The sequence below is a fragment of the Pseudomonas sp. sp1636 genome, from assembly GCF_030376615.1.
GTDB lineage: Bacteria > Pseudomonadota > Gammaproteobacteria > Pseudomonadales > Pseudomonadaceae > Aquipseudomonas.
In genome coordinates this window covers 140,024-161,744 of sequence record NZ_JARRAB010000010.1, presented here as the reverse complement: position 1 = coordinate 161,744, position 21,721 = coordinate 140,024, and the positions used below count along the sequence as shown (strand labels likewise).

The window sequence follows — 21,721 nt, the reverse complement described above, 5'->3', positions numbered from 1 at the left end:
CTTGCCCGTAGGCTGGGCTTCGGCCCAGCAAAATTGCCTGCAGCGGCGGGCTCAAGCCCACCCTGCCAAGTTGCGGCTTAGCCGATAACTTCGATGCCGCCCATGTAGGGCTTGAGCACCTCGGGCACACGAATGCTGCCGTCGGCTTGCTGGTAGTTCTCCAGCACCGCCACCAGGGTGCGGCCCACGGCCAGGCCGGAGCCGTTGAGGGTGTGCAGCAGTTCGGGCTTGCCGGTTTCGGGGTTGCGATAGCGCGCCTGCATACGCCGCGCCTGGAAGTCGCCGCAGTTGGAGCAGGAGGAGATTTCGCGGTACTTGTCCTGGCTCGGCACCCAGACTTCCAGGTCGTAGGTCTTGGTTGCGCTGAAGCCCATGTCGCCGGTGCAGAGGGCGAGCACGCGATACGGCAGTTCGAGCAGTTGCAGGATTTTTTCGGCGTTGCCGGTGAGCTCTTCCAGAGCCTGGTAGGAGGTGCCCGGCTCGACGATCTGCACCATCTCGACCTTGTCGAACTGATGCTGACGGATCATGCCACGGGTATCGCGGCCGGACGCACCGGCTTCGCTGCGGAAACACGGGGTGTGGGCGACCAACTTCAGCGGTAATTGTTTGGCGTCGAGAATTTCGCCGGCGACGATATTGGTCAGCGATACTTCGGCGGTCGGAATCAGGTACAGGTCGGCTTCGTTTTCGCGGCTGATCTTGAACAGATCTTCCTCGAACTTGGGCAACTGACCGGTGCCCTGCAACGCCGGCGCCTGAACCAGATAAGGCGTGTAGGCCTCTTCATAGCCATGTTCGGCGGTATGCAGGTTGAGCATGAACTGCGCCAGGGCGCGATGCAGGCGAGCGATCGGCCCACGCAACAGGGCGAAACGCGCACCGGACAGTTTGGCGGCGGTTTCGAAATCCAGCCAGCCGTGCTGTTCGCCCAGGGCTACGTGATCCTGAATGGCGAAGTCGAAGGTCTTGGGCGTGCCCCAGCGACGCACCTCGACGTTACCCTCTTCATCGTCGCCGACCGGCACCGACTCGTGTGGCAGATTGGGAATATTCAGCAGCAGGTTGTCCAGTTCAAGCTGAATGGCATCCAGCTCCTGCTTGCCTTGCTCCAGTTCGCTGCCCATGCGGTCGACATCCGCCAGCAGCGGCGCGATGTCCTCACCGCGCTGTTTGGCCTGGCCGATGGCTTTGGAGCGACTGTTACGCTCGGCCTGCAACTGCTCGGTGCGGGTCTGCACCGTCTTGCGCTGGGTTTCCAGCGCTTCAAAACGCGCCACGTCCAGTTGAAAGCCGCGGGCGGCGAGACGCTGAGCCACATCGTGGAGTTGGCTGCGCACCAGTTTGGAGTCGAGCATGTCAGATTCTCGTCGATCAGAGTTTGGTGAATGATAGGCCTGCCCAGGTCGCGAGCAGACCGCCCAACACGCTCAGCGCCACATAGCCGAAGGCTATTGGCGCCTGGCCGCTTTCCAGCAGGCGCAAGGTGTCGAGGGAAAAGGATGAAAAGGTGGTGAAGCCGCCCAGAAAGCCAACGATCAAGCCGGCGCGTAATTCCAGCGGGATGTCCGGGCGCAGCAGAAACAGCCCGTACAGGTAGCCGATCAGCAGGCAGCCGAGGATGTTTACCGCCAGGGTTGCGGTGTAGAAATAGTGCGGCCAGTTTGCGTTGATCCAGTTGCCCGTGGCAAAGCGCAACAGGCTTCCGCAAGCACCACCAGCCGCCACGGCGAAAACGACCGCAATCATGGCTTTCTCCGCTTGCGCACACTGGTCGCATCCTGGCTGGCCAGATGCGCGAGCTTGTCGCGAATTTTCTGCTCGAGGCCGCGCGGCACAGGCTGATAGTAGCGCCGTGGCGGCAGTTGCTCGGGGAAGTAATCCTCACCTGCGGCGTAGGCTTCCGGCTCGTCATGGGCATAGCGGTATTCGTCGCCGTAGCCCAGTTCCTTCATCAGTTTGGTCGGGGCGTTACGCAGGTGCAGCGGCACTTCCAGGGAGCCATGTTCGGCGGCATCGCGCATCGCCGCCTTGAACGCGCCGTACACCGCGTTGCTCTTCGGCGCGCAAGCCAGGTAAACGATGGCCTGGGCCACCGCCAGCTCGCCTTCCGGGCTGCCCAGACGTTCCTGCACATCCCAGGCATTGAGACACAGCGTCAGTGCGCGCGGATCGGCGTTGCCGATGTCTTCGCTGGCCATGCGCACCACCCGGCGGGCAATGTACAGCGGGTCGCAACCGCCATCGAGCATGCGCGCGAACCAATAGAGCGCGCCGTCCGGGCTGGAGCCGCGCACCGACTTGTGCAACGCGGAAATCTGGTCGTAGAAGGCTTCGCCGCCCTTGTCGAAGCGCCTGCGACTGTCGCCGAGCAGATCCAGCAACAGTTCGCTGCTGATGACCCCGCCGTCCTCGGCCAGATCCGCGGCATTTTCCAGAAAATTCAGCAAGCGTCGGCCATCGCCGTCGGCAGCAGCCAGAAGAATCTTGAAGCTTTCCTCTGGCAGGCTGAGTTGGCGCTCGGCCAAGCCTTTGGGGTCGGCCAAGGCGCGGTTCGCCAGTTTGCGCAGCGCGTCTTCATCGAGGCTTTTCAGCACATAAACGCGCGCCCGCGAAAGCAGTGCGTTATTCAGTTCGAACGAGGGGTTTTCGGTGGTGGCACCGATGAAGATCAGGGTGCCGTCTTCCACGTAGGGCAGAAAGGCATCCTGCTGCGACTTGTTGAAGCGATGCACCTCGTCGACGAACAGGATGGTTCGGCGGCCATACTGGGCCGCGTGCTGTTGCGCGATCTCGACCGCCTGGCGGATTTCCTTGACCCCGGAGAGCACCGCGGAAATCGTCTCGAAATGGGCATCGGTGACCTGGGCCAGCAAACGCGCCAGGGTGGTCTTGCCCACGCCCGGCGGGCCCCAGAAGATCATCGAGTGCAGCGCGCCCTGCTCCAGCGCTTCGCGCAGCGGCTTGCCGCGTGCCAGCAGATGCTCCTGGCCAACGTACTCGTCCAGGCTGGCGGCACGCAAGCGAGCCGCCAGGGGCTGAGCGATGGGGGCATTGCGGAACAAATCCATGGTAGCGGGCTACGACCTCTTACTCTTGAATGACATCCGCGCCTTCGGGAATATCGAAGCGGAACAGCGTGTCGTCCACGGCTTCGTTCATCTTCACGCTGAGGAACAAGATATTGGTGCGCTGGCCGATGCTGTCGATCAGTTGCATGTCATTCAGCACCCCGCCGCGAAACGACAGGCGCAGGCTATCGAACAGGGTGTCCTTGGACTTCGGCTTGAGCATGAAGTCGACCACGTTACCGCCTTCCTGGTGGCTGATCTCGAAGTTTTCCTGAACCTTCGAGACGTCACCAGACAGCAGCAGTGCCGGGGTATGGGTCAGACGCTGATCGAGGGTCTGGATGGTCACTTGTTGCAGATCCGGGTCATACAGCCAGACCTTCTCGCCGTTGGACACCAGCAGCTGCTCCATGGGCGCGTCGGTGTGCCAGCGGAACAGCCCCGGACGCTTGAGCACTAATTGACCGGCGGTTTCCTGCAACTGCGTACCGCTGCCATCCAGGGTCAGCTGCGAAAAGCGCGCACTGACCGTTTGTGCCTGGTTGAGCAATGCGGTCAGACGCTGTGCCGACGCATCCTCGTCCGCCAGGACGGCAACGCTGGAAATACTCAAAGCTGCCAGCAACAGCATACGAATCAGGCGCATGGAACTCCTTATCAGATTAATTTATAGGCGTCAGTCACGAGCAGGGCCCGGTGCGATCACTTCGCGCGAGCCATTGGTGCTCATCGATGTCACCACGCCAGCCATTTCCATCGCTTCGATCATCCGCGCCGCGCGGTTGTAGCCGATCTTCAACTTGCGCTGCACGGCCGAAATCGAGGCGCGCCGGCTTTCGGTGACGAAACGTACGGCTTCGTCATACAGCGGATCTTCTTCACTGCCTTCGCCACCCCCCTCGCTGCTGCCGTCAAAGCCACTGCCGGACTCTTCGACGCCCGCCAGGATGTCTTCGATGTAGTCCGGGGTGCCGCGCAACTTCCAGGCCTCGACCACACGATGAACTTCCTCGTCGGAGACGAAGGCGCCATGCACCCGAATCGGTAAGCCGGTGCCCGGTGGCAGGTAAAGCATGTCGCCGTGGCCGAGCAGTTGTTCGGCGCCGCCCTGGTCGAGAATGGTGCGCGAATCGATCTTGCTCGACACCTGAAAGGCCATGCGCGTCGGAATATTGGCCTTGATCAGACCGGTGATCACATCCACCGACGGGCGCTGGGTGGCGAGAATCAGGTGAATGCCCGCGGCGCGGGCCTTCTGCGCGATCCGCGCGATCAACTCTTCGACCTTCTTGCCGACGATCATCATCATGTCGGCAAACTCGTCGACCACAACGACTATGGTCGGCAGGGTTTTCAGCAGCGGCGCCTCGTCGTGCATGCTTTCGCGTTTGTACAGCGGATCGGCCAGGGGCTCGCCCGCCTCCTCGGCATCCTTGACCTTGCGGTTGAAGCCGGCCAGGTTGCGCACGCCCATCTTCGACATCAGCTTATAGCGCCGTTCCATTTCGGCGACGCTCCAGCGCAGGGCGTTGGCTGCCTCCTTCATGTCGGTGACCACCGGGCACAGCAGGTGCGGAATGCCTTCGTAGATCGACAGCTCGAGCATTTTCGGGTCGATCATGATCAGGCGCGCCTCTTCCGGCGTGGACTTGAACAGGATCGACAGGATCATCGCGTTAACCCCGACCGACTTGCCCGAGCCGGTGGTGCCGGCAACCAGCAAGTGGGGCATCTTGGCCAGGTCGGTGATCACCGGACGGCCGCCGATGTCGTGGCCGAGGGCCAGTGTCACCGGAGACTTGGCGTCATCGTATTCGGCTGACGACAGCACCTCGGAAAACCGCACGATCTGCCGGTCTTCATTGGGCACCTCGATGCCCACGGTGGTTTTACCGGGAATCACTTCGACCACCCGCACGCTGATGATCGCCATCGAACGCGCCAGATCCTTGGCCAACCCGGAAATGCGACTGACCTTGACCCCGGCGGCGAGCTGGATCTCGAAACGGGTGATCACCGGGCCCGGGTGCACGGACTCGACCATGACTTCGACGCCGAACTCCTTGAGTTTGATCTCCAGCAGGCGCGACATGGCCTCCAATGACTCGGGGGAGAATTTTTTCTGCTTCTTCTCGGCGACATCGAGAATCGATATCGGCGGCAAGGTGCCTTCGACGGCGCTGTCGACGAACAATGGCGCCTGCTTCTCTTTCTGTACGCGCTTGCTCGGCTCGGCGGCTTTTGGCTCCGCTGGCGGAGTGATCACGGGCGCCGTACGGCTTTCACGGGCACTCATGTGCTTGCTCAGCGCTTCCTCGCGCTCAAGCAGGCGCTCTTTGATTTTGGCCTGCTCGCGGCGGTCGTGCACCATCGGCGCCGCCACTTCGCTGACCCGCTCGTCGACTTCGCGCAACTGGGCAACCAACTGCTTGCGCTCGGTGCGTGCGTTCCACCAGCGGTTGACCAGGCTCTGCACCAGCTCGAAGAGATCCAGAGTGATCTTGCCGGTGAGATCCATGACCTTGAACCAGGACAGGTCGCTGAACACGGTCAAGCCGAAGAGAAACAGCGCAATCAGCAGTAAGGTGCTGCCCTGCACGTTGAGGGCATTGGTCGCCAGTTCGCCCAGACTGGCACCCAGCATGCCTCCACCGGAGTTCTGCATACCGAGCGCTGCCTGGAAATGGATATCCGCGAGGGTTGTGCCGGACAGGATCAAAAAGACCAAACCGATGCTATGCCAGGAAAACAGCCAGCCATTCCACTGCCAAGCTTGGTTGCGCGTACGCAATACCTGCCAGGCCTTGACCCCCAACAGCAAAGGGAAGAGATAGGCGAAATAGCCCAAAGCACCGAACAGCGCGCTGGACAGCCAAGCGCCAATACTGCCACCAGCATTCTGAATACGACCTGCCTGGATGCTATTGTCCCAAGCTGGGTCGGCGGCATCATAGGTCAGCAGCGCCATCAGCAAAAAGGCGCAGAGCGCCGCCAGGGCGATCAACGCGCCCTCTTTCAGGCGGTACTGCAACTTGCTGCGCCATTCTTGGGGCTGGGCGGTGGTGGTGGAGTTCTTCAAAACAGCTTTTCCTGCGCCTAATACGCGTCCATCAGAGGGTTAACCGCGATAAGCGATATTCTACGGGTTTAGCCGAACACTACCAGAAGGGTCGAACCGGACGGGCCGGACAAAGAAGCAAGCCAGCCTCCCGCAGCGGTCGCGCTTCGGTGTAGCATATTCCCCAGTTTCTTACGTGCGGCCCAATTGGAGCATGCATTCTCTTTTGTGACAAAGGCTTATGAGGTGTTTCTATGAGCGAAGTCAAGCATTCACGCCTGATTATCCTGGGTTCCGGCCCTGCCGGTTACGCTGCGGCGGTATACGCTGCCCGCGCCAACCTCAAGCCTGTAGTGATCACCGGCATCCAGCCCGGCGGCCAACTGACCACTACAACCGAAGTGGACAACTGGCCAGGCGACGTCGAAGGCTTGACCGGCCCCGCCCTCATGGAGCGCATGCAAAAACATGCCGAGCGCTTCGATACCGAGATCATTTATGACCACATTCACACGGCCGAGTTGCAGCAGCGACCCTTTATCCTCAAGGGCGACAGCGGTAGCTATAGCTGCGACGCACTGATCATCGCCACTGGCGCATCCGCTCAGTACCTCGGCCTGCCATCGGAGGAAGCGTTTGCCGGCAAAGGGGTTTCGGCCTGCGCAACCTGCGACGGCTTCTTCTATCGCAATCAAGTCGTTGCGGTGATCGGTGGCGGCAACACCGCCGTAGAGGAGGCGCTGTACCTGGCTAATATCGCCAAGGAAGTGCACCTCGTTCACCGTCGCGACAAGCTGCGCTCGGAAAAGATTCTGCAAGACAAACTGTTCGACAAGGCGGCCAACGGCAACATCCGCCTGCACTGGAATCACACCCTTGACGAAGTGCTTGGCGATGCCAGCGGTGTAACCGGCGTACGCCTTAAAGACACCACTAGCGGCCTAGCCAAGGAGCTGCCGTTGACTGGCGTCTTCATCGCCATCGGCCACAAACCCAATACCGACCTGTTCCAGGGCCAACTGGAAATGCGCGACGGCTATCTGCTGATCAAGGGCGGTAGCGAAGGCAATGCTACGGCAACCAGTATCGACGGCGTGTTCGCCGCTGGCGACGTGGCCGATCATGTCTACCGTCAGGCGATCACCTCCGCGGGTGCCGGTTGCATGGCCGCGCTGGATGTCGAAAAGTTCCTCGACGACAATTGATCGCTCCCAGGCGGGCGCCACAGCCTGACTGGCTGCCAAGCCCGCCCTCGTCTCTCGCGGTTTCGTCGAATGCTGACCTGGTTACAACGCGACTCCTTGAGTTTTCCGCCGCTGAGCAAAGCCCTGCGCGAACCCAACGGCTTGCTTGCGCTCGGCGGCGACTTAAGTGCCGAGCGCTTGATAGCGGCTTACCGCCACGGTTGTTTCCCCTGGTATCAGGACGACCAACCCATTCTGTGGTGGTCGCCGGATCCGCGCACCGTGCTCTTTCCCGATGAACTGCATGTCTCGCGCAGCCTGGCCAAGCTACTGCGCCAAGCACGCTACCAGGTGAGCTTCGACCAAGCCTTTGCCGAGGTGATCCAGGCCTGCGCTGCGCCACGCGCCTATGCCGACGGCACCTGGATCACCACGCCGATGCAGCACGCCTATTGGGAGCTGCATAAGCGCGGCATTGCCCACTCGGTCGAGGTCTGGCGCGATAGCGAACTGGTCGGCGGCTTATACGGGCTGGCCATGGGCCGGCTATTTTTCGGTGAATCCATGTTCAGCCGCGCCGACAATGCTTCCAAGGTCGGCTTCGTCACCCTGATACAGCAGCTGAAGGCCTGGGGCTTCGTCCTTGTTGACTGCCAGATGCCCACGCAGCACCTGCACAGCTTCGGTGCCAGGGCGATTGCTCGTGCCGATTTCGCCAACTACTTGAAGCGCCACATCGACCAGCCGAATAAGGCGCCCTGGATCGCCTAGGCGAGTCCGGCAGGGTGGCTTACACTTGTTTCAGGCTTTACCCCGAGAGGCGATCATGACCGAACTGGCCCGCCTGAAGTTTTACGCCACCCAGCCTCATCCGTGCAGCTATCTGCCCGAGGAACAGGCCACCACCCTGTTCCTCGACCCCAGTCAGCCGATGGATGCGGGGGTCTATGCCGAACTTTCGGAAATGGGCTTTCGCCGCAGCGGCGACCATCTCTACCGTCCCCATTGCGAGCGCTGCTCGGCCTGCGTGCCGGCGCGCATTCCCGTCACCCAGTTCAAACCCAACCGCCAACAACGGCGAATTTTCAAGCGCAACCTCGACATACAGATCTGCGCGATGCGTCCGGCGTTTACCGAGGAGTACTACAACCTCTATGTCCGCTATATCGAGCAGCGACATGCCGATGGCGACATGTACCCGCCGAACCGCGAGCAGTTCTCCACCTTCCTGGTGCGCGACCTGCCGTTTTCCCGCTTCTACGAGTTTCGCCAGCACGGCCGGCTACTGGCGATTGCGGTCACTGACGTGTTACCCAATGGGCTTTCCGCGGTTTATACCTTTTACGAACCCAGCGAAGAACGCCGCAGCCTTGGCCGCTTTGCCATTCTTTGGCAAATCCGGGAATCCGTGCGCCTTGGACTGCACGCCCTGTACCTCGGTTACTGGATCAAGAACTGCCGAAAGATGAGCTACAAGACGCAATACCGCCCAATCGAACTGTTCGTCAACCAGCGCTGGATCACGCTCACCTGAAGTCACTTGGCGCGCACCTTCCTTTTCGGGCACAATGCACGCCGCTTTTGCCTGGAGCCAGTTGCACCGGGCCATGGTCATACTTTGGATACCGAGGGCTTTACTGCATGTCGAAAGAAGACAGCTTCGAAATGGAAGGCACTGTCGTCGACACCCTGCCCAACACCATGTTCCGTGTGGAGTTGGAAAATGGGCACGTCGTTACCGCGCACATCTCCGGAAAGATGCGCAAAAACTATATCCGCATTTTGACTGGCGATAAGGTTCGCGTAGAACTGACGCCTTATGACCTGAGCAAGGGTCGTATCACCTACCGCGCCCGCTGACAGACCACTGCATAAACCATTGCTTTCGACCACAGGCACGAGGACAGGCAGTTGAACGCGCCAGCGCGCTTCAACCTGGTTCCAGGAGCCTGCCGGACTTGAGACTGTCCTGCAGCTGAAGTCCGACAGCCTTTTGGGCAAAATCAGCAACGCATCTCATGCTCAGTTCGAGACTTGCGCTTTTCGCCTGACTGGCTTGGCAACCTTCCCGTGGCTCAGCCTAGGTTCCCTGCATTCGGTTTTTCAAGGGCTCGTCAAATCAGGCGCTGACAAAAACGCCCGGCATTGCCGGGCGTTTTTGTCAGCGCTATTCAACCAGCGCAATAACGACCTCAGGCCATTTCCACGGCGATTTCGTACTCGAAGGTCAATTCGTCGCCAGCGAGATCGATATGAACCACGCCGCCATGCTCGGCCAGTTCGCCAAACAGGATCTGCTCGGCCAAGGGACGTTTGATCTTCTCCTGAATCAAGCGCGCCATGGGCCTGGCCCCCATTTGCACATCGTAGCCTTTTTCTGCCAGCCAGCCGCGTGCGGCATCGCTGACCTCGAGCATCACGTGCTTGTCTTCGAGTTGCGCCTGTAGTTCGGTGAGGAACTTGTCGACGATACTCTTGATCACTTCATGGCTCAGACGACCGAACTGGATAATGGTATCCAGACGGTTACGGAACTCCGGCGTGAAACTCTTCTTGATCACTTCCATGGCATCGGACGCGTGATCCTGGAAGGTGAAGCCGATGGACGCCCGCGCCGCGGTTTCCGCCCCGGCATTAGTGGTCATGATCAGAATCACGTTACGAAAATCGGCCTTGCGCCCGTTATTGTCGGTCAGGGTACCGTGATCCATTACCTGCAACAGCAGATTGAAGACCTCCGGGTGAGCCTTCTCGATTTCATCGAGCAACAACACGCAATGCGGCGTCTTGGTAATAGCCTCGGTCAGCAAACCGCCCTGGTCGAAACCGACATAGCCTGGCGGCGCACCGATCAGCCGGGAAACCGTGTGCCGCTCCATGTACTCGGACATGTCGAAGCGCACCAGCTCTACCCCCAGAGCCTTGGACAACTGACGAGCCGCTTCGGTTTTACCGACTCCGGTAGGCCCGGCAAAAAGGAAAGAGCCGACCGGCTTGTCCGGTGCCTTAAGCCCGGCCCGTGACAACTTGATCGCCGTGGACAGGGAGTCGATAGCGGCTTCCTGGCCGAACACCGTGAGCTTGAGGTCGCGTTCCAGGTTGCGCAGCAACTCTTTGTCCGAGCTGCTGACGTGTTTTGGCGGGATTCGCGCAATTTTCGCCACGATATCCTCGACCTGCGCCACCTCGATGCGCTTGACCCGCCTCTCCACCGGCTGCAGGCGCTGATAGGCGCCGGCCTCGTCGATTACGTCGATGGCCTTGTCCGGCATGTGCCGATCATTGATATAGCGCGCCGCAAGCTCGGCCGCCGCGCGCAGAGCCTCGTCGCTGTACTCGATCCCATGATGCTGCTCGAAACGCCCCTTGAGGCCCTTGAGGATGCCGTAGGTGTCATCCACCGAGGGCTCGCTGACGTCGACCTTCTGGAAGCGCCGCGCGAGTGCGCGATCCTTCTCGAAAATGCCGCGGAATTCCTGGAAGGTGGTGGAACCGATGCAGCGGATTTCCCCCGAAGAGAGCATGGGCTTGAGCAGGTTGGAAGCATCCATCACCCCGCCAGACGCAGCGCCGGCGCCGATTATGGTGTGGATTTCGTCGATAAACAAAATGGCGTGCGGGCGCTTGCGCAGCTCGTTGAGCAGGGCTTTGAGGCGCTTCTCGAAGTCGCCACGGTATTTGGTGCCGGCCAGCAAGGCGCCCAGATCCAGGCAGTAGACCACGCTGGTCGTCAGTAGATCGGGCACCTGATTGTCGACAATGCGCTTGGCCAAGCCCTCGGCTATGGCAGTTTTCCCCACACCGGCTTCGCCGACCAGCAGCGGGTTGTTCTTGCGCCGACGCGCGAGGATCTGCGCGACCCGCTCGACTTCCAGTTCTCGGCCGACCAGCGGGTCGATCCGCCCTTGGCGGGCCAACTCATTGAGATTAGTGGTGTAAGCATCCAGCGGATTGCCTGAAGCCGAGACCTCGCCACCCTCTTCGTCCTGCATTTCCTGCTCGCTTTCTGTATGGCCACCATGCCCTGGCACCTTGGAAATGCCGTGGGCGATGAAATTGACCACATCGATGCGTGCAACGCTCTGCTGCTTGAGCAGGAACACTGCCTGGCTTTCCTGCTCGCTGAAAATCGCCACCAACACGTTGGCGCCCGTCACTTCACGTTTGCCGGAGCTTTGCACGTGGAAGACGGCGCGCTGCAATACCCGTTGGAAGCCCAGCGTCGGCTGAGTCTCACGCTCTTCATCATGCTGCGGAATCAGCGGGGTGGTGGAATCGATGAACTCCTGGAGGTCGTGGCGCAATTTGTCGAGGTTGGCACCGCATGCGCGCAAGACGCTGGCGGCGGCCTCGTTATCCAATAGAGCCAAAAGGAGGTGCTCAACCGTCATAAATTCATGACGCTTGGTGCGGGCCTCCTTGAAGGCCAGATTGAGGGTGACTTCGAGTTCTCGATTTAACATGGCTTCACCTCATACCCAAGCGGCCGGCGTTAACCGTCCTTCTCTATCTCACAGAGTAGCGGATGCTGGCTTTCTCTAGCGTACTGATTAACCTGCATTGCCTTGGTTTCGGCGATGTCGCGGGTAAACACGCCACATACTGCCCGCCCCTCTGTGTGAACGGTCAGCATGATCTTGGTCGCCAGCTCCCGGTTTAAGTTAAAAAACACCTCGAGCACTTCGACCACAAAATCCATCGGCGTGTAGTCATCATTGAATATGACCACCCTATACAGCGGTGGTGCCTGCAACGCGGGCTTGGATTCCTGCACGGCAAGGCCGGTGGAATCGTCCTCACGTGTTGCCGGACGATCCTGATTGAATGTTAGTCGAATCTGGCTACTTGCATGCATGCTGGAATAAAGGTTCGTGGCTGGGCGAGCACGGATGATAGATGGCGTTTGACCGGGTTCTCAGGCAATTGAGCAGCGCCTTGACTATCGGCAAAACGGTGTTACAAACAATGAATACCCACCTGTTGTGTAGGTATGAGGGATTCCGCGCCCTCGCCCAAGCCAGTTGATTCGCGCGCGGAATCAGAAGTGGATGATACTCCAGTGGTGGAGTTCTTTGCAGAGGGATATCAGCATGCTTAGCGGTAAGGTCAAGTGGTTCAATAACGCCAAGGGCTATGGGTTCATTCTGGCCGATGGCCGGGATGAGGATCTGTTCGCCCATTACTCGGCAATCCAGATGGATGGCTATAAAACCTTGAAAGCTGGCCAGGCGGTAAGCTTCGATATTATCCAAGGCCCGAAAGGACTCCACGCCGTGAACATCAACGCGCTTTCGGCCAACACCGAAATGCCCGTCGCTACTAGCCAAGCCCGCGGCAATACGGCTGAAGCCTGAGCAACCAGATGCTTGGCGCTCCCCCAAAGGCCGGTCACGGATCGCAATGCTGCCACTGACAAGGGGCAGCATTGCGGTCAATCGGGAAGCGTGCCTTGGCAATCCTCACCGACCCGGGCCTTGATGGCCCGGGAGGTTTTGTAATGAGCAGACACCTGATGCTGCCGCGCAACCCTGCCAGTCGCCCGGGGCGGCGAGGGAGAAACTGCTCCAGCCATAACACCCTACCTTGAGAGTAAGCGGCGGCGGGTGGCGGCCTTGTTGGCCAACGCGACAGCGGTCTGAAACCACTCCTGGGGAATCAGCTCAACCAGAGCATCTAGCCGCAAACATGAAAAATCCGGATCCCTCGTGGAGATCCGGATTTGTCTATTGCTCAAGGATTAGTCGACAAACCCTTGAGTGAACAGCACTGGGCCACGCGAGCGGCCCTTTCCATACCGCTGACACTCACATGTGAGCGATCATGGCATCGCCGAACTGCGAGCAGGACAGCAACTGGGCGCCGTCCATCAGGCGCTCAAAGTCATAGGTCACGGTCTTGGCCGCGATAGCGCCGTTGGTGCCCTTGATGATCAGATCCGCTGCCTCGACCCAGCCCATGTGGCGCAACATCATTTCGGCAGACAGGATCAGCGACCCTGGGTTCACCTGATCCTTGCCGGCGTACTTGGGTGCCGTGCCGTGCGTCGCCTCGAACATGGCGATGCTGTCGGACAGGTTGGCGCCAGGGGCGATACCGATACCGCCGACTTCGGCCGCAAGGGCGTCGGACAGATAATCGCCGTTCAGGTTGAGGGTGGCGATTACATCGTATTCAGCCGGGCGCAGCAGGATCTGCTGCAGCATGGCGTCGGCGATGGCGTCCTTGACGATGACGTTCTTGCCGGTTTTCGGGTTCTTGAACTGCATCCAAGGACCGCCGTCGAGCAGGGTCGCGCCGAACTCTTCGGCGGCGATTTCGTAAGCCCACTCTTTGAAGGCACCTTCGGTGAACTTCATGATGTTGCCTTTGTGCACGATGGTCAGCGAGTCGCGGTCGTTGTCGACCACATACTGCAGAGCCTTGCGCGCCAGGCGGCGTGTGCCTTCTTTGGAAACCGGCTTGACGCCGATACCGCAGTTTTCGTCGAAGCGGATCTTGGTGACGCCCATTTCCTCTTTAAGGAACTTGATGACCTTGTCGGCTTCCGGCGAGCCGGCTTTCCACTCGATCCCGGCATAAATATCTTCGGAGTTTTCACGAAAGATGGTCATGTCGACGTCGCCAGGCTTCTTCACCGGGCTGGGCACGCCCTCGAACCAGCGTACCGGGCGCAGGCAAACGTACAGATCCAGCTGCTGGCGCAAGGCTACATTGAGGGAGCGGATGCCTCCGCCGACCGGAGTGGTCAACGGCCCCTTGATGGAAACGACATAGTCTTTGACTGCGTCCAAAGTCTCCTGGGGCAACCAGGTGTCCTGATCGTAAACCTGGGTGGCCTTCTCGCCGGCATAAACTTCCATCCAGGAGATCTTGCGCTCGCCGCCGTAAGCTTTCTCGACAGCCGCATCGACGACTTTGATCATCACCGGGCTGATATCGATGCCGATGCCGTCACCCTCGATGTAGGGGATTATCGGGTTGTTCGGTACGTTCAGGGACATATCGGCATTGACGGTGATTTTGTCACCGCTTGCTGGCACCTGGATCTTTTGGTATCCCATGCTGGACTCCGTCTTGTGGTTAAACAGTACGCATCGGCCGAGAGTAACTCACTTGAATCGGGTGAAACCACTTGTTCCTTCGTCTTAAGTGCAAGGGCATTCTTCAGCGCCTGAGAGCAATGGTATACTGCGCGCCATGACTAACGAGTCATACCGGTTTGTCTGGCCTGAACGAGACAACCGACCCTGAATCAGTTGTGCCGCTACCCCAGCGCAATTGTTCAACCGCTCAACGCTCTACTGGTGCATCCAACATCACCGCGGCAAATCCTCGACTTTCGGCTCATTGACGACTTTGAGCGAACGCGCCTACCTGCGCATCTCGAGATTCTGTGCACGCTCAGCAAAGAAGAGAGTTAATCCAAAATGTCCAACCGCTCGAAGATCATCTACACCTTCACCGACGAAGCTCCAGCCCTTGCCACCTATTCGCTTCTGCCCATTGTAGAAGCTTTCGCTGCATCCGCTGATATAGCCGTCGAAACCAGCGACATCTCTCTTGCGGGACGTATTCTTGCAAGCTTTGCCGAGCACCTGGACGCCGACAAGCGAGTCCAGGACGACCTCGCCAAGCTAGCTGTTCTGGCCACTACGCCAGAAGCCAACATCATCAAGTTGCCCAACGTCAGCGCCTCGATACCGCAACTCAAAGGCGCCATCGCCGAGCTGCAGGCTCAGGGTTACAACATCCCCGACTTCCCGGAAGACCCGCAGAACGAGGCGGAACAACAAGCCCGCGCGCGTTACAGCAAGATTCTCGGCAGCGCAGTGAACCCGGTGTTGCGTGAAGGCAACTCCGACCGTCGCGCTCCAGCCGCAGTCAAAGCCTTCGCCCGCAAGCACCCGCATTCGATGGGCAAATGGAGCATGGCGTCGCAGTCCCATGCCGACTACATGCGCGGCGGCGATTTCTTCTCCAGCGAACAGTCGATCACCATGGACAAAGCCGGTGACGTGCGCATCGAGTTCGTCGGCAAGGACGGTCAGGTCGAAGTCAAGAAGCAACTCGCCCTGCAGGAAGGCGAAGTCTTCGACAGCATGTTCATGAGCTGCAAGAAGCTGCGCGATTTCCTGGAGGCGACCCTGCAGGACTGCAAGGAAACCGGCGTGATGTGGTCGCTGCACGTCAAGGCGACGATGATGAAGGTGTCCCACCCGATCGTCTTCGGCCACGCGGTCAGCGTCTACTACAAAGAAGCCTTCGATAAGCATGCCGCACTATTCGCCGAGCTCGGCGTCAATCCGAACAACGGCATCAGCAGCGTCTACGACAAGATCAAATCCCTGCCTGCCTCGCAGCAGGAAGAGATCCTCCACGACATCCACGCCTGCTACAGCGGTCGCCCGGAAATGGCCATGGTCGACTCGGTCAAGGGCATCACCAACCTGCACATTCCGAGCGACGTGATCGTCGACGCCTCGATGCCGGCGATGATCCGCAGCTCCGGGCAAATGTGGGGCAAAGACGGCAAGCTGAAAGACACCAAGGCGGTGATGCCGGAAAGCACCTACGCCCGCATCTATCAGGAAATGATCAACTTCTGCAAGACCAACGGCGCCTTCGACCCAACCACCATGGGCAGCGTACCGAACGTCGGCCTGATGGCGCAGAAGGCCGAAGAGTACGGCTCCCACGACAAGACCTTTGAAATGACCGTCGACGGCACCATGCGCGTGGTGCTGGCCGACGGCAGCGTGCTGATGCAGCACGAAGTCGAAGCCGGCGACATCTGGCGCGCCTGCCAGACCAAGGACGCAGCCATTCGCGACTGGGTCAAGCTGGCCGTTACCCGCGCCCGCCAATCCAATACTCCGGCGATCTTCTGGCTGGATCCGGAGCGCGCCCATGATCGACAGCTGCAGATGAAGGTTGAAACCTACCTGCAGGAATATGACCTGAGCGGCCTCGACATTCGCCTCATGGATTACAACCAAGCCATCCGCACCAGCATGGAGCGCCTGATTCGCGGCCAGGACACCATCTCGGTGACCGGCAACGTGCTGCGCGATTACCTGACCGACCTGTTCCCGATCATGGAACTGGGTACTTCGGCCAAGATGCTGTCCATCGTGCCCCTGATGGCCGGTGGCGGCATGTACGAAACCGGCGCCGGCGGTTCGGCACCGAAACACGTGCAGCAACTGCTCGAAGAGAACCATCTGCGCTGGGACTCGCTCGGCGAGTTCCTGGCCCTGGCGGTGTCTCTGGAGGAAACCGGGATCAAGAACGACAACCAGCGCGCCAAACTGCTGGGTAAAACCCTGGATGCCGCCACCGGCAAGCTGCTCGACAACAACAAGTCGCCGTCGCGTAAAACCGGTGAACTGGACAACCGTGGCAGCCACTTCTACCTGGCGCTGTACTGGGCACAAGAGCTGGCCGCTCAGACTGAAGACAGCGCTTTGCAGGCGCACTTCAGCGCGCTGGCAAAAAACCTGACCGACAATGAAACAACCATCATTGCCGAGCTCAGCGCCGTGCAAGGCTCGCCGGTGGACATTGCCGGCTACTACCGCTCGAACCCGCAACTGACCAGCCAAGTCATGCGTCCGAGCCCAACCTTCAACGCCGCGATCGCCTCGCTGCTGTAAGGCGTAACACCCGGCGCTTGACCGCGCCGCACAAGCAGAAGCCCCGGCCAAGTGCCGGGGCTTCTGCTTGTGCGTCCAGGTGCAGCAGGTGCAGAGCATGGCGGTTCACCGGCCGGCGACTGCTATGATCGACCCACTCCTAACAGGGCAAACACATGGATTGGCATCCCCACATCACCGTAGCCACTGTTGTCGAAAACCAAGGCCGCTTTCTCCTCGTCGAAGAGCTTAAAGGTGGACGGCTGGTCTTCAATCAACCTGCCGGACACCTTGAAGCCAACGAAACCCTGCGCGAGGCAGCGCTGCGTGAGACCCTCGAAGAAACCGGCTGGGATGTCGAACTCAGCGGCGTCGTCGGCGTTTATCTGTACACCGCGCCGAGCAATGGCGTGACCTATCAGCGCATCTGCTTTGCCGCCAAAGCGCTGCGCCACCACCCGCAGCGCAGCCTGGACAGCGACATAGTCGGCACCTCATGGCTGACCCGCGATGAGCTGTCCAGCCAGCCAGAGCGCTGGCGTAGCGAATTGGTTCTGCGCTGCATCGACGACTACCTCGCCGAACCGCTGCATGACCTGAAACTGATCCGGGACTGAATACCGTCTTAGCCTTGGCAGCGGCAGCCTGTTAGAATTTCGTCTTTTGTGCAGACACTCCCATGCCTGATCCAGCCCTCCCCAGCCCACAACAGCAACGCGTCATAGTCGGCATGTCCGGCGGCGTGGACTCCTCCGTCTCCGCCCTGCTGCTGCTCGAACAGGGCTATCAGGTCGAAGGCCTGTTCATGAAGAACTGGGACGAAGACGACGGCACCGAATACTGCACCGCCATGGATGACCTGGCCGATGCCCAGGCCGTGTGCGACAAAATCGGCATCGAACTGCACACCGCCAACTTCGCCGCTGAGTATTGGGACAACGTGTTCGAGCATTTCCTCGCCGAATACAAGGCCGGGCGCACGCCCAACCCGGACATCCTGTGCAACCGCGAAATCAAGTTCAAGGCCTTCCTCGATTACGCCCTGGCGCTCGGCGCCGACCTGATCGCTACCGGCCACTACGTGCGCCGCCGCGATCGCGCTGGCCGCACCGAACTGCTCAAGGGGCTGGATCCGAACAAGGATCAGAGTTACTTCCTGCACGCGGTCGGTGGCGAACAGATCGCCAAGACCCTGTTTCCGGTGGGTGAACTGGAAAAACCGGCCGTGCGCGCCATCGCCGAGAAACACCAGTTGGCCACGGCGAAGAAAAAAGACTCCACCGGCATCTGCTTTATCGGCGAGCGGCGTTTCAGCGACTTCCTCAAGCAGTACCTGCCAGCCCAGCCCGGCGATATCGAAACCGCCGAGGGCGAGGTCATCGGCCGCCACCATGGTTTGATGTACCACACCATTGGCCAGCGCCAGGGTCTGGGGATCGGCGGCTTGAAAGACGCCAGCGACGAGCCCTGGTACGTGCTGCAAAAAGACCTCGAGCGCAATGTGCTGGTCGTCGGTCAGGGCAACGATCACCCCTGGCTATTTTCCAGCGCCCTGCTCGTCTCGCAGATTTACTGGGTCAACCCGCTCGAGCTCAACGAACCGCGCCAGCTAACGGCCAAGGTGCGCTATCGCCAAGGCGATCAAGTCTGCACCCTGACACAAACGGCCACTGGCTATCGCGCCAGTTTTGCCATGCCGCAACGCGCGGTCACCCCGGGCCAGTCGGTGGTGTTCTACGACGGCGAGGTCTGCCTCGGCGGCAGCGTGATCGAAATAGCAGAGCCCTGGAGCAGCAAGGATAAGCATCCATGAGCCCGACGCAGGAACAACTGATCGCCCTGGGTGCGGTTTTCGAAGCCGCCGTGCTGGTCGATAAGCTGGCCAAGACCGGCCAGGTTGGCGAGCCAGGGCTGGTGTGCATGCTCGGCAGCCTACTGGTGCGCGACCCACAAAATACCCTGGATGTGTACGGTGGCGATGACCTCAACCTGCGCGACGGCTACCGCGCCCTGATCAGCGCTCTGGAGCGCGATCCGGCCAGCCTGCAGCGCGAACCGCTGCGCTATGCCCTGGCCCTGCTCGGGCTGGAGAGGCAATTGGCCAAGCGCGACGACATGCTGCAAGTCATGGGTAGCCGCCTGGATCAGATTCAGAACCAGGTCGGCCATTTCGGCCTGGTGCATGAAAACGTCATCGCCGCCTGTGGCAGCCTTTATCAAGACACCATCAGCACCTTCCGCCAGCGCATCCAGGTACAGGGCGACGTGCGCCACCTGCAGCAACCGAGCAATGCCTCGAAGATTCGCGCCCTGTTACTCGCCGGCATCCGCTCGGCACGCCTGTGGCGCCAACTTGGCGGCCATCGCTGGCAACTGGTGTTCAGCCGCAGCAAGTTGCTCAAGGAACTCTACCCGCTGTTGCGCGGTTAAGCATGGCCACCCGCATGGTCAAACCCATGCAGGGCGCCGCCTTGCTGGCACTGTCGGCACTGCTGTTCGCGCTGATGGGCGTCGGCGTTCGCGAAGTCTCGAGCAGCGTCAATAACGAGTCGGTGGTGTTCTTTCGTAACCTGGTCGGCGTGCTGTTCTTTCTGCCGCTGGTTCTGCTCAAGGGTGTAGCCCCGCTCAGAACCACGCGTCTCAAGTCGCATCTGTGGCGCACCGGCTATGGCCTGGCGGCGATGTACTGCTTCTTCTACGCGATTGCCCACCTGCCCCTGGCCGACGCCATGCTGTTCACCTACTCGGCCCCGCTGTTCACGCCCCTGATCGCCCGGTGGTGGCTGAAGGAGCCGCTGAGCAAACGCATCCTGCTAACGACCGGCATCGGCCTGCTCGGCGTGCTGCTGGTGGCGAAACCCTCGAGCGCCTTGCTCGGCGGCAATACCCTGATCGGCATGGCGGCCAGTGTTCTGGCGGCGTTCGCCTTTGTCTCCATTCGCGAGATGAGCGATACCGAACCGGCGTATCGCATCGTGTTCTACTTCTCGCTATTCGGCGCGCTGGGGTCGGCAATCCCGCTGAGCTGGGCCTGGCAACCGCTGAACCATCATCAACTGAGCCTGTTGCTGGCAATCGGCCTGCTCGCCACCATCAGCCAGATCATCATGTCCAAGGCCTATGGCATGGCGCCGCCCGGCCTGATTGGCCCCTTCGCTTACTTGGCCATCGTCTTCGCCGGGGCGATCGCCTGGCTGCGCTGGGGCGAAACCCCGGATCTGACCTCGCTGATCGGTGCCGCGTTGATTTTTGCTTCCAGCCTGCTGTCGATTGCCCGGCGCAGCCGCTGAACGGCTGTCGAGCAAACGCGGCCAGGACAGCAATTTAATGTATGATATGCGCCCTTTTCGTCGCCGATTGTCCGAGAACGCCCTCTTATGCAGCTTTCCTCGCTCACCGCGGTTTCCCCCGTCGATGGCCGCTATGCCGGCAAAACCAGCGCCTTGCGCCCGATTTTCAGCGAATACGGCCTGATCCGTTGTCGCGTCCTGGTTGAAGTGCGTTGGTTGCAACGCCTGGCCGCCCACCCAGGCATCGGCGAAGTCCCAGCCTTCTCCGCCGAAGCCCAGGCCGTACTCAACGAACTGGCGGACAATTTCGCCATCGAGCACGCCGAACGGGTGAAAGAGATCGAGCGCACCACCAACCACGACGTCAAGGCCGTGGAATACCTGCTCAAGGAACAGGCTGCCAAGCTGCCGGAGCTGGACAAGGTCAGCGAGTTCATTCACTTCGCCTGCACCAGCGAAGACATCAACAACCTGTCCCATGCCCTGATGCTGCGTGAAGGTCGCGATAACGTACTGTTGCCGCTGATGCGCCAGACGGCCGAAGCCATCCGCGAGCTGGCGGTGAAGTTCGCCAACGTGCCGATGCTCTCGCGCACCCATGGCCAGCCGGCCTCGCCGACCACCCTCGGCAAAGAACTGGCCAACGTGGTCTACCGCCTCGAGCGGCAGGTCGCGCAGGTCGCGGCAGTGCCGTTGCTGGGCAAGATCAACGGCGCCGTGGGCAACTACAACGCCCACCTGTCGGCCTACCCGCAGGTCGACTGGGAAGCCAACGCCCGCGAGTTCATCGAAGGCGACCTGGGCCTGCAGTTCAACCCCTACACCACCCAGATCGAGCCGCACGACTACATCGCCGAGTTGTTCGACGCCATCGCCCGCTTCAACACCATCCTCATCGATTTCGACCGCGACATCTGGGGCTATATCTCCCTCGGCTACTTCAAGCAGCGCACCATCGCCGGCGAAATCGGCTCTTCGACCATGCCGCACAAGGTCAACCCGATCGACTTCGAGAACTCCGAAGGCAACCTGGGTATCGCCAACGCACTGTTCCAGCACCTGGCCAGCAAGCTGCCGATCTCGCGCTGGCAGCGTGACCTGACCGACTCCACGGTGCTGCGCAACCTGGGTGTCGGCTTCGCCCATAGCGTGATTGCCTACGAGGCAAGTCTCAAGGGAATCAGCAAGTTGGAGCTGAATGCTCAACGCATTGCTCAAGATCTGGACGCCTGTTGGGAAGTGCTGGCCGAGCCGATCCAAACCGTCATGCGCCGCTACGCCATCGAAAACCCCTACGAGAAGCTCAAAGAGCTGACCCGCGGCAAGGGCATCTCAGCCTCCGCACTGCAGACCTTCATCGATGGCCTCGATATGCCGGACGCCGCCAAAGCCGAACTCAAGTTGCTGACCCCAGCCAACTACATCGGCAATGCGGTGGCTCAGGCCAAGCGAATTTAAGCGGCAATAGCCCTCTGACGCCCGGCTA

General features: G+C 60.3%; 19 protein-coding genes and 1 pseudogene. 11 read left to right on the top strand and 9 right to left on the bottom strand.

The window, feature by feature from the left end; genetic code table 11:
* Nucleotides 1-77: 77 nt before the first annotated feature.
* Genes serS through ftsK form a run of 5 tightly spaced genes read right to left on the bottom strand, consistent with a single transcriptional unit; the run spans nt 78 to nt 6,150 of the window.
* Nucleotides 78-1,358, bottom strand: a complete 1,281-nt coding sequence (serS, locus tag P8H27_RS12200; RefSeq protein WP_289637841.1) for a serine--tRNA ligase — start codon at nt 1,356-1,358, stop codon at nt 78-80.
* Between the two features lie 16 nt (nt 1,359-1,374).
* Entirely contained in the window at nt 1,375-1,749 is a 375-nt protein-coding gene (crcB, locus tag P8H27_RS12195) for a fluoride efflux transporter CrcB (protein ID WP_289637840.1), read from the bottom strand.
* Nucleotides 1,746-3,071, bottom strand: a complete 1,326-nt coding sequence (locus P8H27_RS12190; RefSeq protein WP_289637839.1) for a replication-associated recombination protein A — start codon at nt 3,069-3,071, stop codon at nt 1,746-1,748. Before P8H27_RS12190 ends, crcB begins: the two co-directional genes overlap by 4 nt.
* A 19-nt stretch (nt 3,072-3,090) precedes the next feature.
* Entirely contained in the window at nt 3,091-3,717 is a 627-nt protein-coding gene (lolA, locus tag P8H27_RS12185) for an outer membrane lipoprotein chaperone LolA (protein ID WP_289637838.1), read from the bottom strand.
* 30 nt (nt 3,718-3,747) lie between these two features.
* Nucleotides 3,748-6,150, bottom strand: a complete 2,403-nt coding sequence (ftsK, locus tag P8H27_RS12180) for a DNA translocase FtsK (protein WP_289637837.1) — start codon at nt 6,148-6,150, stop codon at nt 3,748-3,750.
* Between the two features lie 233 nt (nt 6,151-6,383).
* On the opposite strand from ftsK, the gene trxB reads away from it, so the two are divergent.
* From trxB to infA, 4 genes are all read left to right on the top strand, one after another.
* On the top strand, nt 6,384-7,334 hold the full coding sequence (trxB, locus tag P8H27_RS12175; protein ID WP_289637836.1) for a thioredoxin-disulfide reductase: 951 nt from the start codon (nt 6,384-6,386) through the stop codon (nt 7,332-7,334).
* A 69-nt stretch (nt 7,335-7,403) separates the two neighbouring features.
* Nucleotides 7,404-8,084: a leucyl/phenylalanyl-tRNA--protein transferase gene (gene aat / locus P8H27_RS12170; RefSeq protein ID WP_289637835.1), complete on the top strand. Its 681-nt coding sequence runs from the start codon at nt 7,404-7,406 to the stop codon at nt 8,082-8,084.
* 55 nt (nt 8,085-8,139) lie between these two features.
* On the top strand, nt 8,140-8,847 hold the full coding sequence (locus P8H27_RS12165) for an arginyltransferase (protein WP_289637834.1): 708 nt from the start codon (nt 8,140-8,142) through the stop codon (nt 8,845-8,847).
* 107 nt (nt 8,848-8,954) lie between these two features.
* On the top strand, nt 8,955-9,173 hold the full coding sequence (infA, locus tag P8H27_RS12160; protein ID WP_002553999.1) for a translation initiation factor IF-1: 219 nt from the start codon (nt 8,955-8,957) through the stop codon (nt 9,171-9,173).
* Nucleotides 9,174-9,505: 332 nt separating this feature from the next.
* Here infA and clpA read toward each other — a convergent pair whose 3' ends face one another.
* Nucleotides 9,506-11,776, bottom strand: a complete 2,271-nt coding sequence (gene clpA / locus P8H27_RS12155) for an ATP-dependent Clp protease ATP-binding subunit ClpA (protein WP_289637833.1) — start codon at nt 11,774-11,776, stop codon at nt 9,506-9,508.
* A gap of 29 nt (nt 11,777-11,805) precedes the next feature.
* On the bottom strand, nt 11,806-12,168 hold the full coding sequence (gene clpS / locus P8H27_RS12150) for an ATP-dependent Clp protease adapter ClpS (protein ID WP_289637832.1): 363 nt from the start codon (nt 12,166-12,168) through the stop codon (nt 11,806-11,808).
* Between the two features lie 235 nt (nt 12,169-12,403).
* On the opposite strand from clpS, the gene cspD reads away from it, so the two are divergent.
* Entirely contained in the window at nt 12,404-12,667 is a 264-nt protein-coding gene (gene cspD / locus P8H27_RS12145) for a cold shock domain-containing protein CspD (protein ID WP_289637831.1), read from the top strand.
* Between the two features lie 34 nt (nt 12,668-12,701).
* Here cspD and P8H27_RS20670 read toward each other — a convergent pair.
* Together P8H27_RS20670 and icd are read right to left on the bottom strand one after the other, a co-directional pair.
* A pseudogene (locus P8H27_RS20670) lies at nt 12,702-12,888 on the bottom strand (hypothetical protein); the annotation flags it as partial.
* A 229-nt stretch (nt 12,889-13,117) separates the two neighbouring features.
* Nucleotides 13,118-14,374, bottom strand: a complete 1,257-nt coding sequence (icd, locus tag P8H27_RS12140) for an NADP-dependent isocitrate dehydrogenase (protein WP_289637830.1) — start codon at nt 14,372-14,374, stop codon at nt 13,118-13,120.
* A 366-nt stretch (nt 14,375-14,740) separates the two neighbouring features.
* On the opposite strand from icd, the gene P8H27_RS12135 reads away from it, so the two are divergent.
* The 6 genes from P8H27_RS12135 to purB all read left to right on the top strand — a co-directional run bounded on the left by P8H27_RS12135 (nt 14,741) and on the right by purB (nt 21,693).
* Nucleotides 14,741-16,966, top strand: a complete 2,226-nt coding sequence (locus tag P8H27_RS12135) for an NADP-dependent isocitrate dehydrogenase (protein WP_289637829.1) — start codon at nt 14,741-14,743, stop codon at nt 16,964-16,966.
* Nucleotides 16,967-17,121: 155 nt separating this feature from the next.
* Nucleotides 17,122-17,562 carry an NUDIX hydrolase gene (locus tag P8H27_RS12130; RefSeq protein WP_289637828.1) on the top strand — a complete coding sequence of 147 codons (441 nt, stop codon included), beginning with the start codon at nt 17,122-17,124 and terminating at the stop codon, nt 17,560-17,562.
* A gap of 62 nt (nt 17,563-17,624) precedes the next feature.
* A complete protein-coding gene (gene mnmA, locus P8H27_RS12125) occupies nt 17,625-18,758 on the top strand; it encodes a tRNA 2-thiouridine(34) synthase MnmA (protein ID WP_289637827.1) in 1,134 nt (377 codons plus the stop codon).
* A complete protein-coding gene (gene hflD / locus P8H27_RS12120; protein ID WP_289637826.1) occupies nt 18,755-19,375 on the top strand; it encodes a high frequency lysogenization protein HflD in 621 nt (206 codons plus the stop codon). Before mnmA ends, hflD begins: the two co-directional genes overlap by 4 nt.
* 14 nt (nt 19,376-19,389) lie before the next feature.
* Nucleotides 19,390-20,235, top strand: a complete 846-nt coding sequence (locus tag P8H27_RS12115; RefSeq protein ID WP_289637825.1) for a DMT family transporter — start codon at nt 19,390-19,392, stop codon at nt 20,233-20,235.
* An 87-nt stretch (nt 20,236-20,322) separates the two neighbouring features.
* Nucleotides 20,323-21,693 carry an adenylosuccinate lyase gene (gene purB, locus P8H27_RS12110; protein ID WP_289637823.1) on the top strand — a complete coding sequence of 457 codons (1,371 nt, stop codon included), beginning with the start codon at nt 20,323-20,325 and terminating at the stop codon, nt 21,691-21,693.
* Nucleotides 21,694-21,721: the final 28 nt, after the last annotated feature.

What these genes read in the sequence shown, in the direction of transcription:
- trxB (WP_289637836.1), top strand. Translation starts at nt 6,384, where the DNA reads ATGAGCGAAGTCAAGCATTCACGCCTGATTATCCTGGGTTCCGGCCCT.
- P8H27_RS12190 (WP_289637839.1), bottom strand. Translation starts at nt 3,071, where the DNA reads ATGGATTTGTTCCGCAATGCCCCCATCGCTCAGCCCCTGGCGGCTCGC.
- aat (WP_289637835.1), top strand. Translation starts at nt 7,404, where the DNA reads ATGCTGACCTGGTTACAACGCGACTCCTTGAGTTTTCCGCCGCTGAGC.
- infA (WP_002553999.1), top strand. Translation starts at nt 8,955, where the DNA reads ATGTCGAAAGAAGACAGCTTCGAAATGGAAGGCACTGTCGTCGACACC.
- crcB (WP_289637840.1), bottom strand. Translation starts at nt 1,749, where the DNA reads ATGATTGCGGTCGTTTTCGCCGTGGCGGCTGGTGGTGCTTGCGGAAGC.
- lolA (WP_289637838.1), bottom strand. Translation starts at nt 3,717, where the DNA reads ATGCGCCTGATTCGTATGCTGTTGCTGGCAGCTTTGAGTATTTCCAGC.
- serS (WP_289637841.1), bottom strand. Translation starts at nt 1,358, where the DNA reads ATGCTCGACTCCAAACTGGTGCGCAGCCAACTCCACGATGTGGCTCAG.
- hflD (WP_289637826.1), top strand. Translation starts at nt 18,755, where the DNA reads ATGAGCCCGACGCAGGAACAACTGATCGCCCTGGGTGCGGTTTTCGAA.
- mnmA (WP_289637827.1), top strand. Translation starts at nt 17,625, where the DNA reads ATGCCTGATCCAGCCCTCCCCAGCCCACAACAGCAACGCGTCATAGTC.
- P8H27_RS12165 (WP_289637834.1), top strand. Translation starts at nt 8,140, where the DNA reads ATGACCGAACTGGCCCGCCTGAAGTTTTACGCCACCCAGCCTCATCCG.
- cspD (WP_289637831.1), top strand. Translation starts at nt 12,404, where the DNA reads ATGCTTAGCGGTAAGGTCAAGTGGTTCAATAACGCCAAGGGCTATGGG.
- purB (WP_289637823.1), top strand. Translation starts at nt 20,323, where the DNA reads ATGCAGCTTTCCTCGCTCACCGCGGTTTCCCCCGTCGATGGCCGCTAT.
- P8H27_RS12115 (WP_289637825.1), top strand. Translation starts at nt 19,390, where the DNA reads ATGGTCAAACCCATGCAGGGCGCCGCCTTGCTGGCACTGTCGGCACTG.
- P8H27_RS12135 (WP_289637829.1), top strand. Translation starts at nt 14,741, where the DNA reads ATGTCCAACCGCTCGAAGATCATCTACACCTTCACCGACGAAGCTCCA.
- clpA (WP_289637833.1), bottom strand. Translation starts at nt 11,776, where the DNA reads ATGTTAAATCGAGAACTCGAAGTCACCCTCAATCTGGCCTTCAAGGAG.
- icd (WP_289637830.1), bottom strand. Translation starts at nt 14,374, where the DNA reads ATGGGATACCAAAAGATCCAGGTGCCAGCAAGCGGTGACAAAATCACC.
- clpS (WP_289637832.1), bottom strand. Translation starts at nt 12,168, where the DNA reads ATGCATGCAAGTAGCCAGATTCGACTAACATTCAATCAGGATCGTCCG.
- P8H27_RS12130 (WP_289637828.1), top strand. Translation starts at nt 17,122, where the DNA reads ATGGATTGGCATCCCCACATCACCGTAGCCACTGTTGTCGAAAACCAA.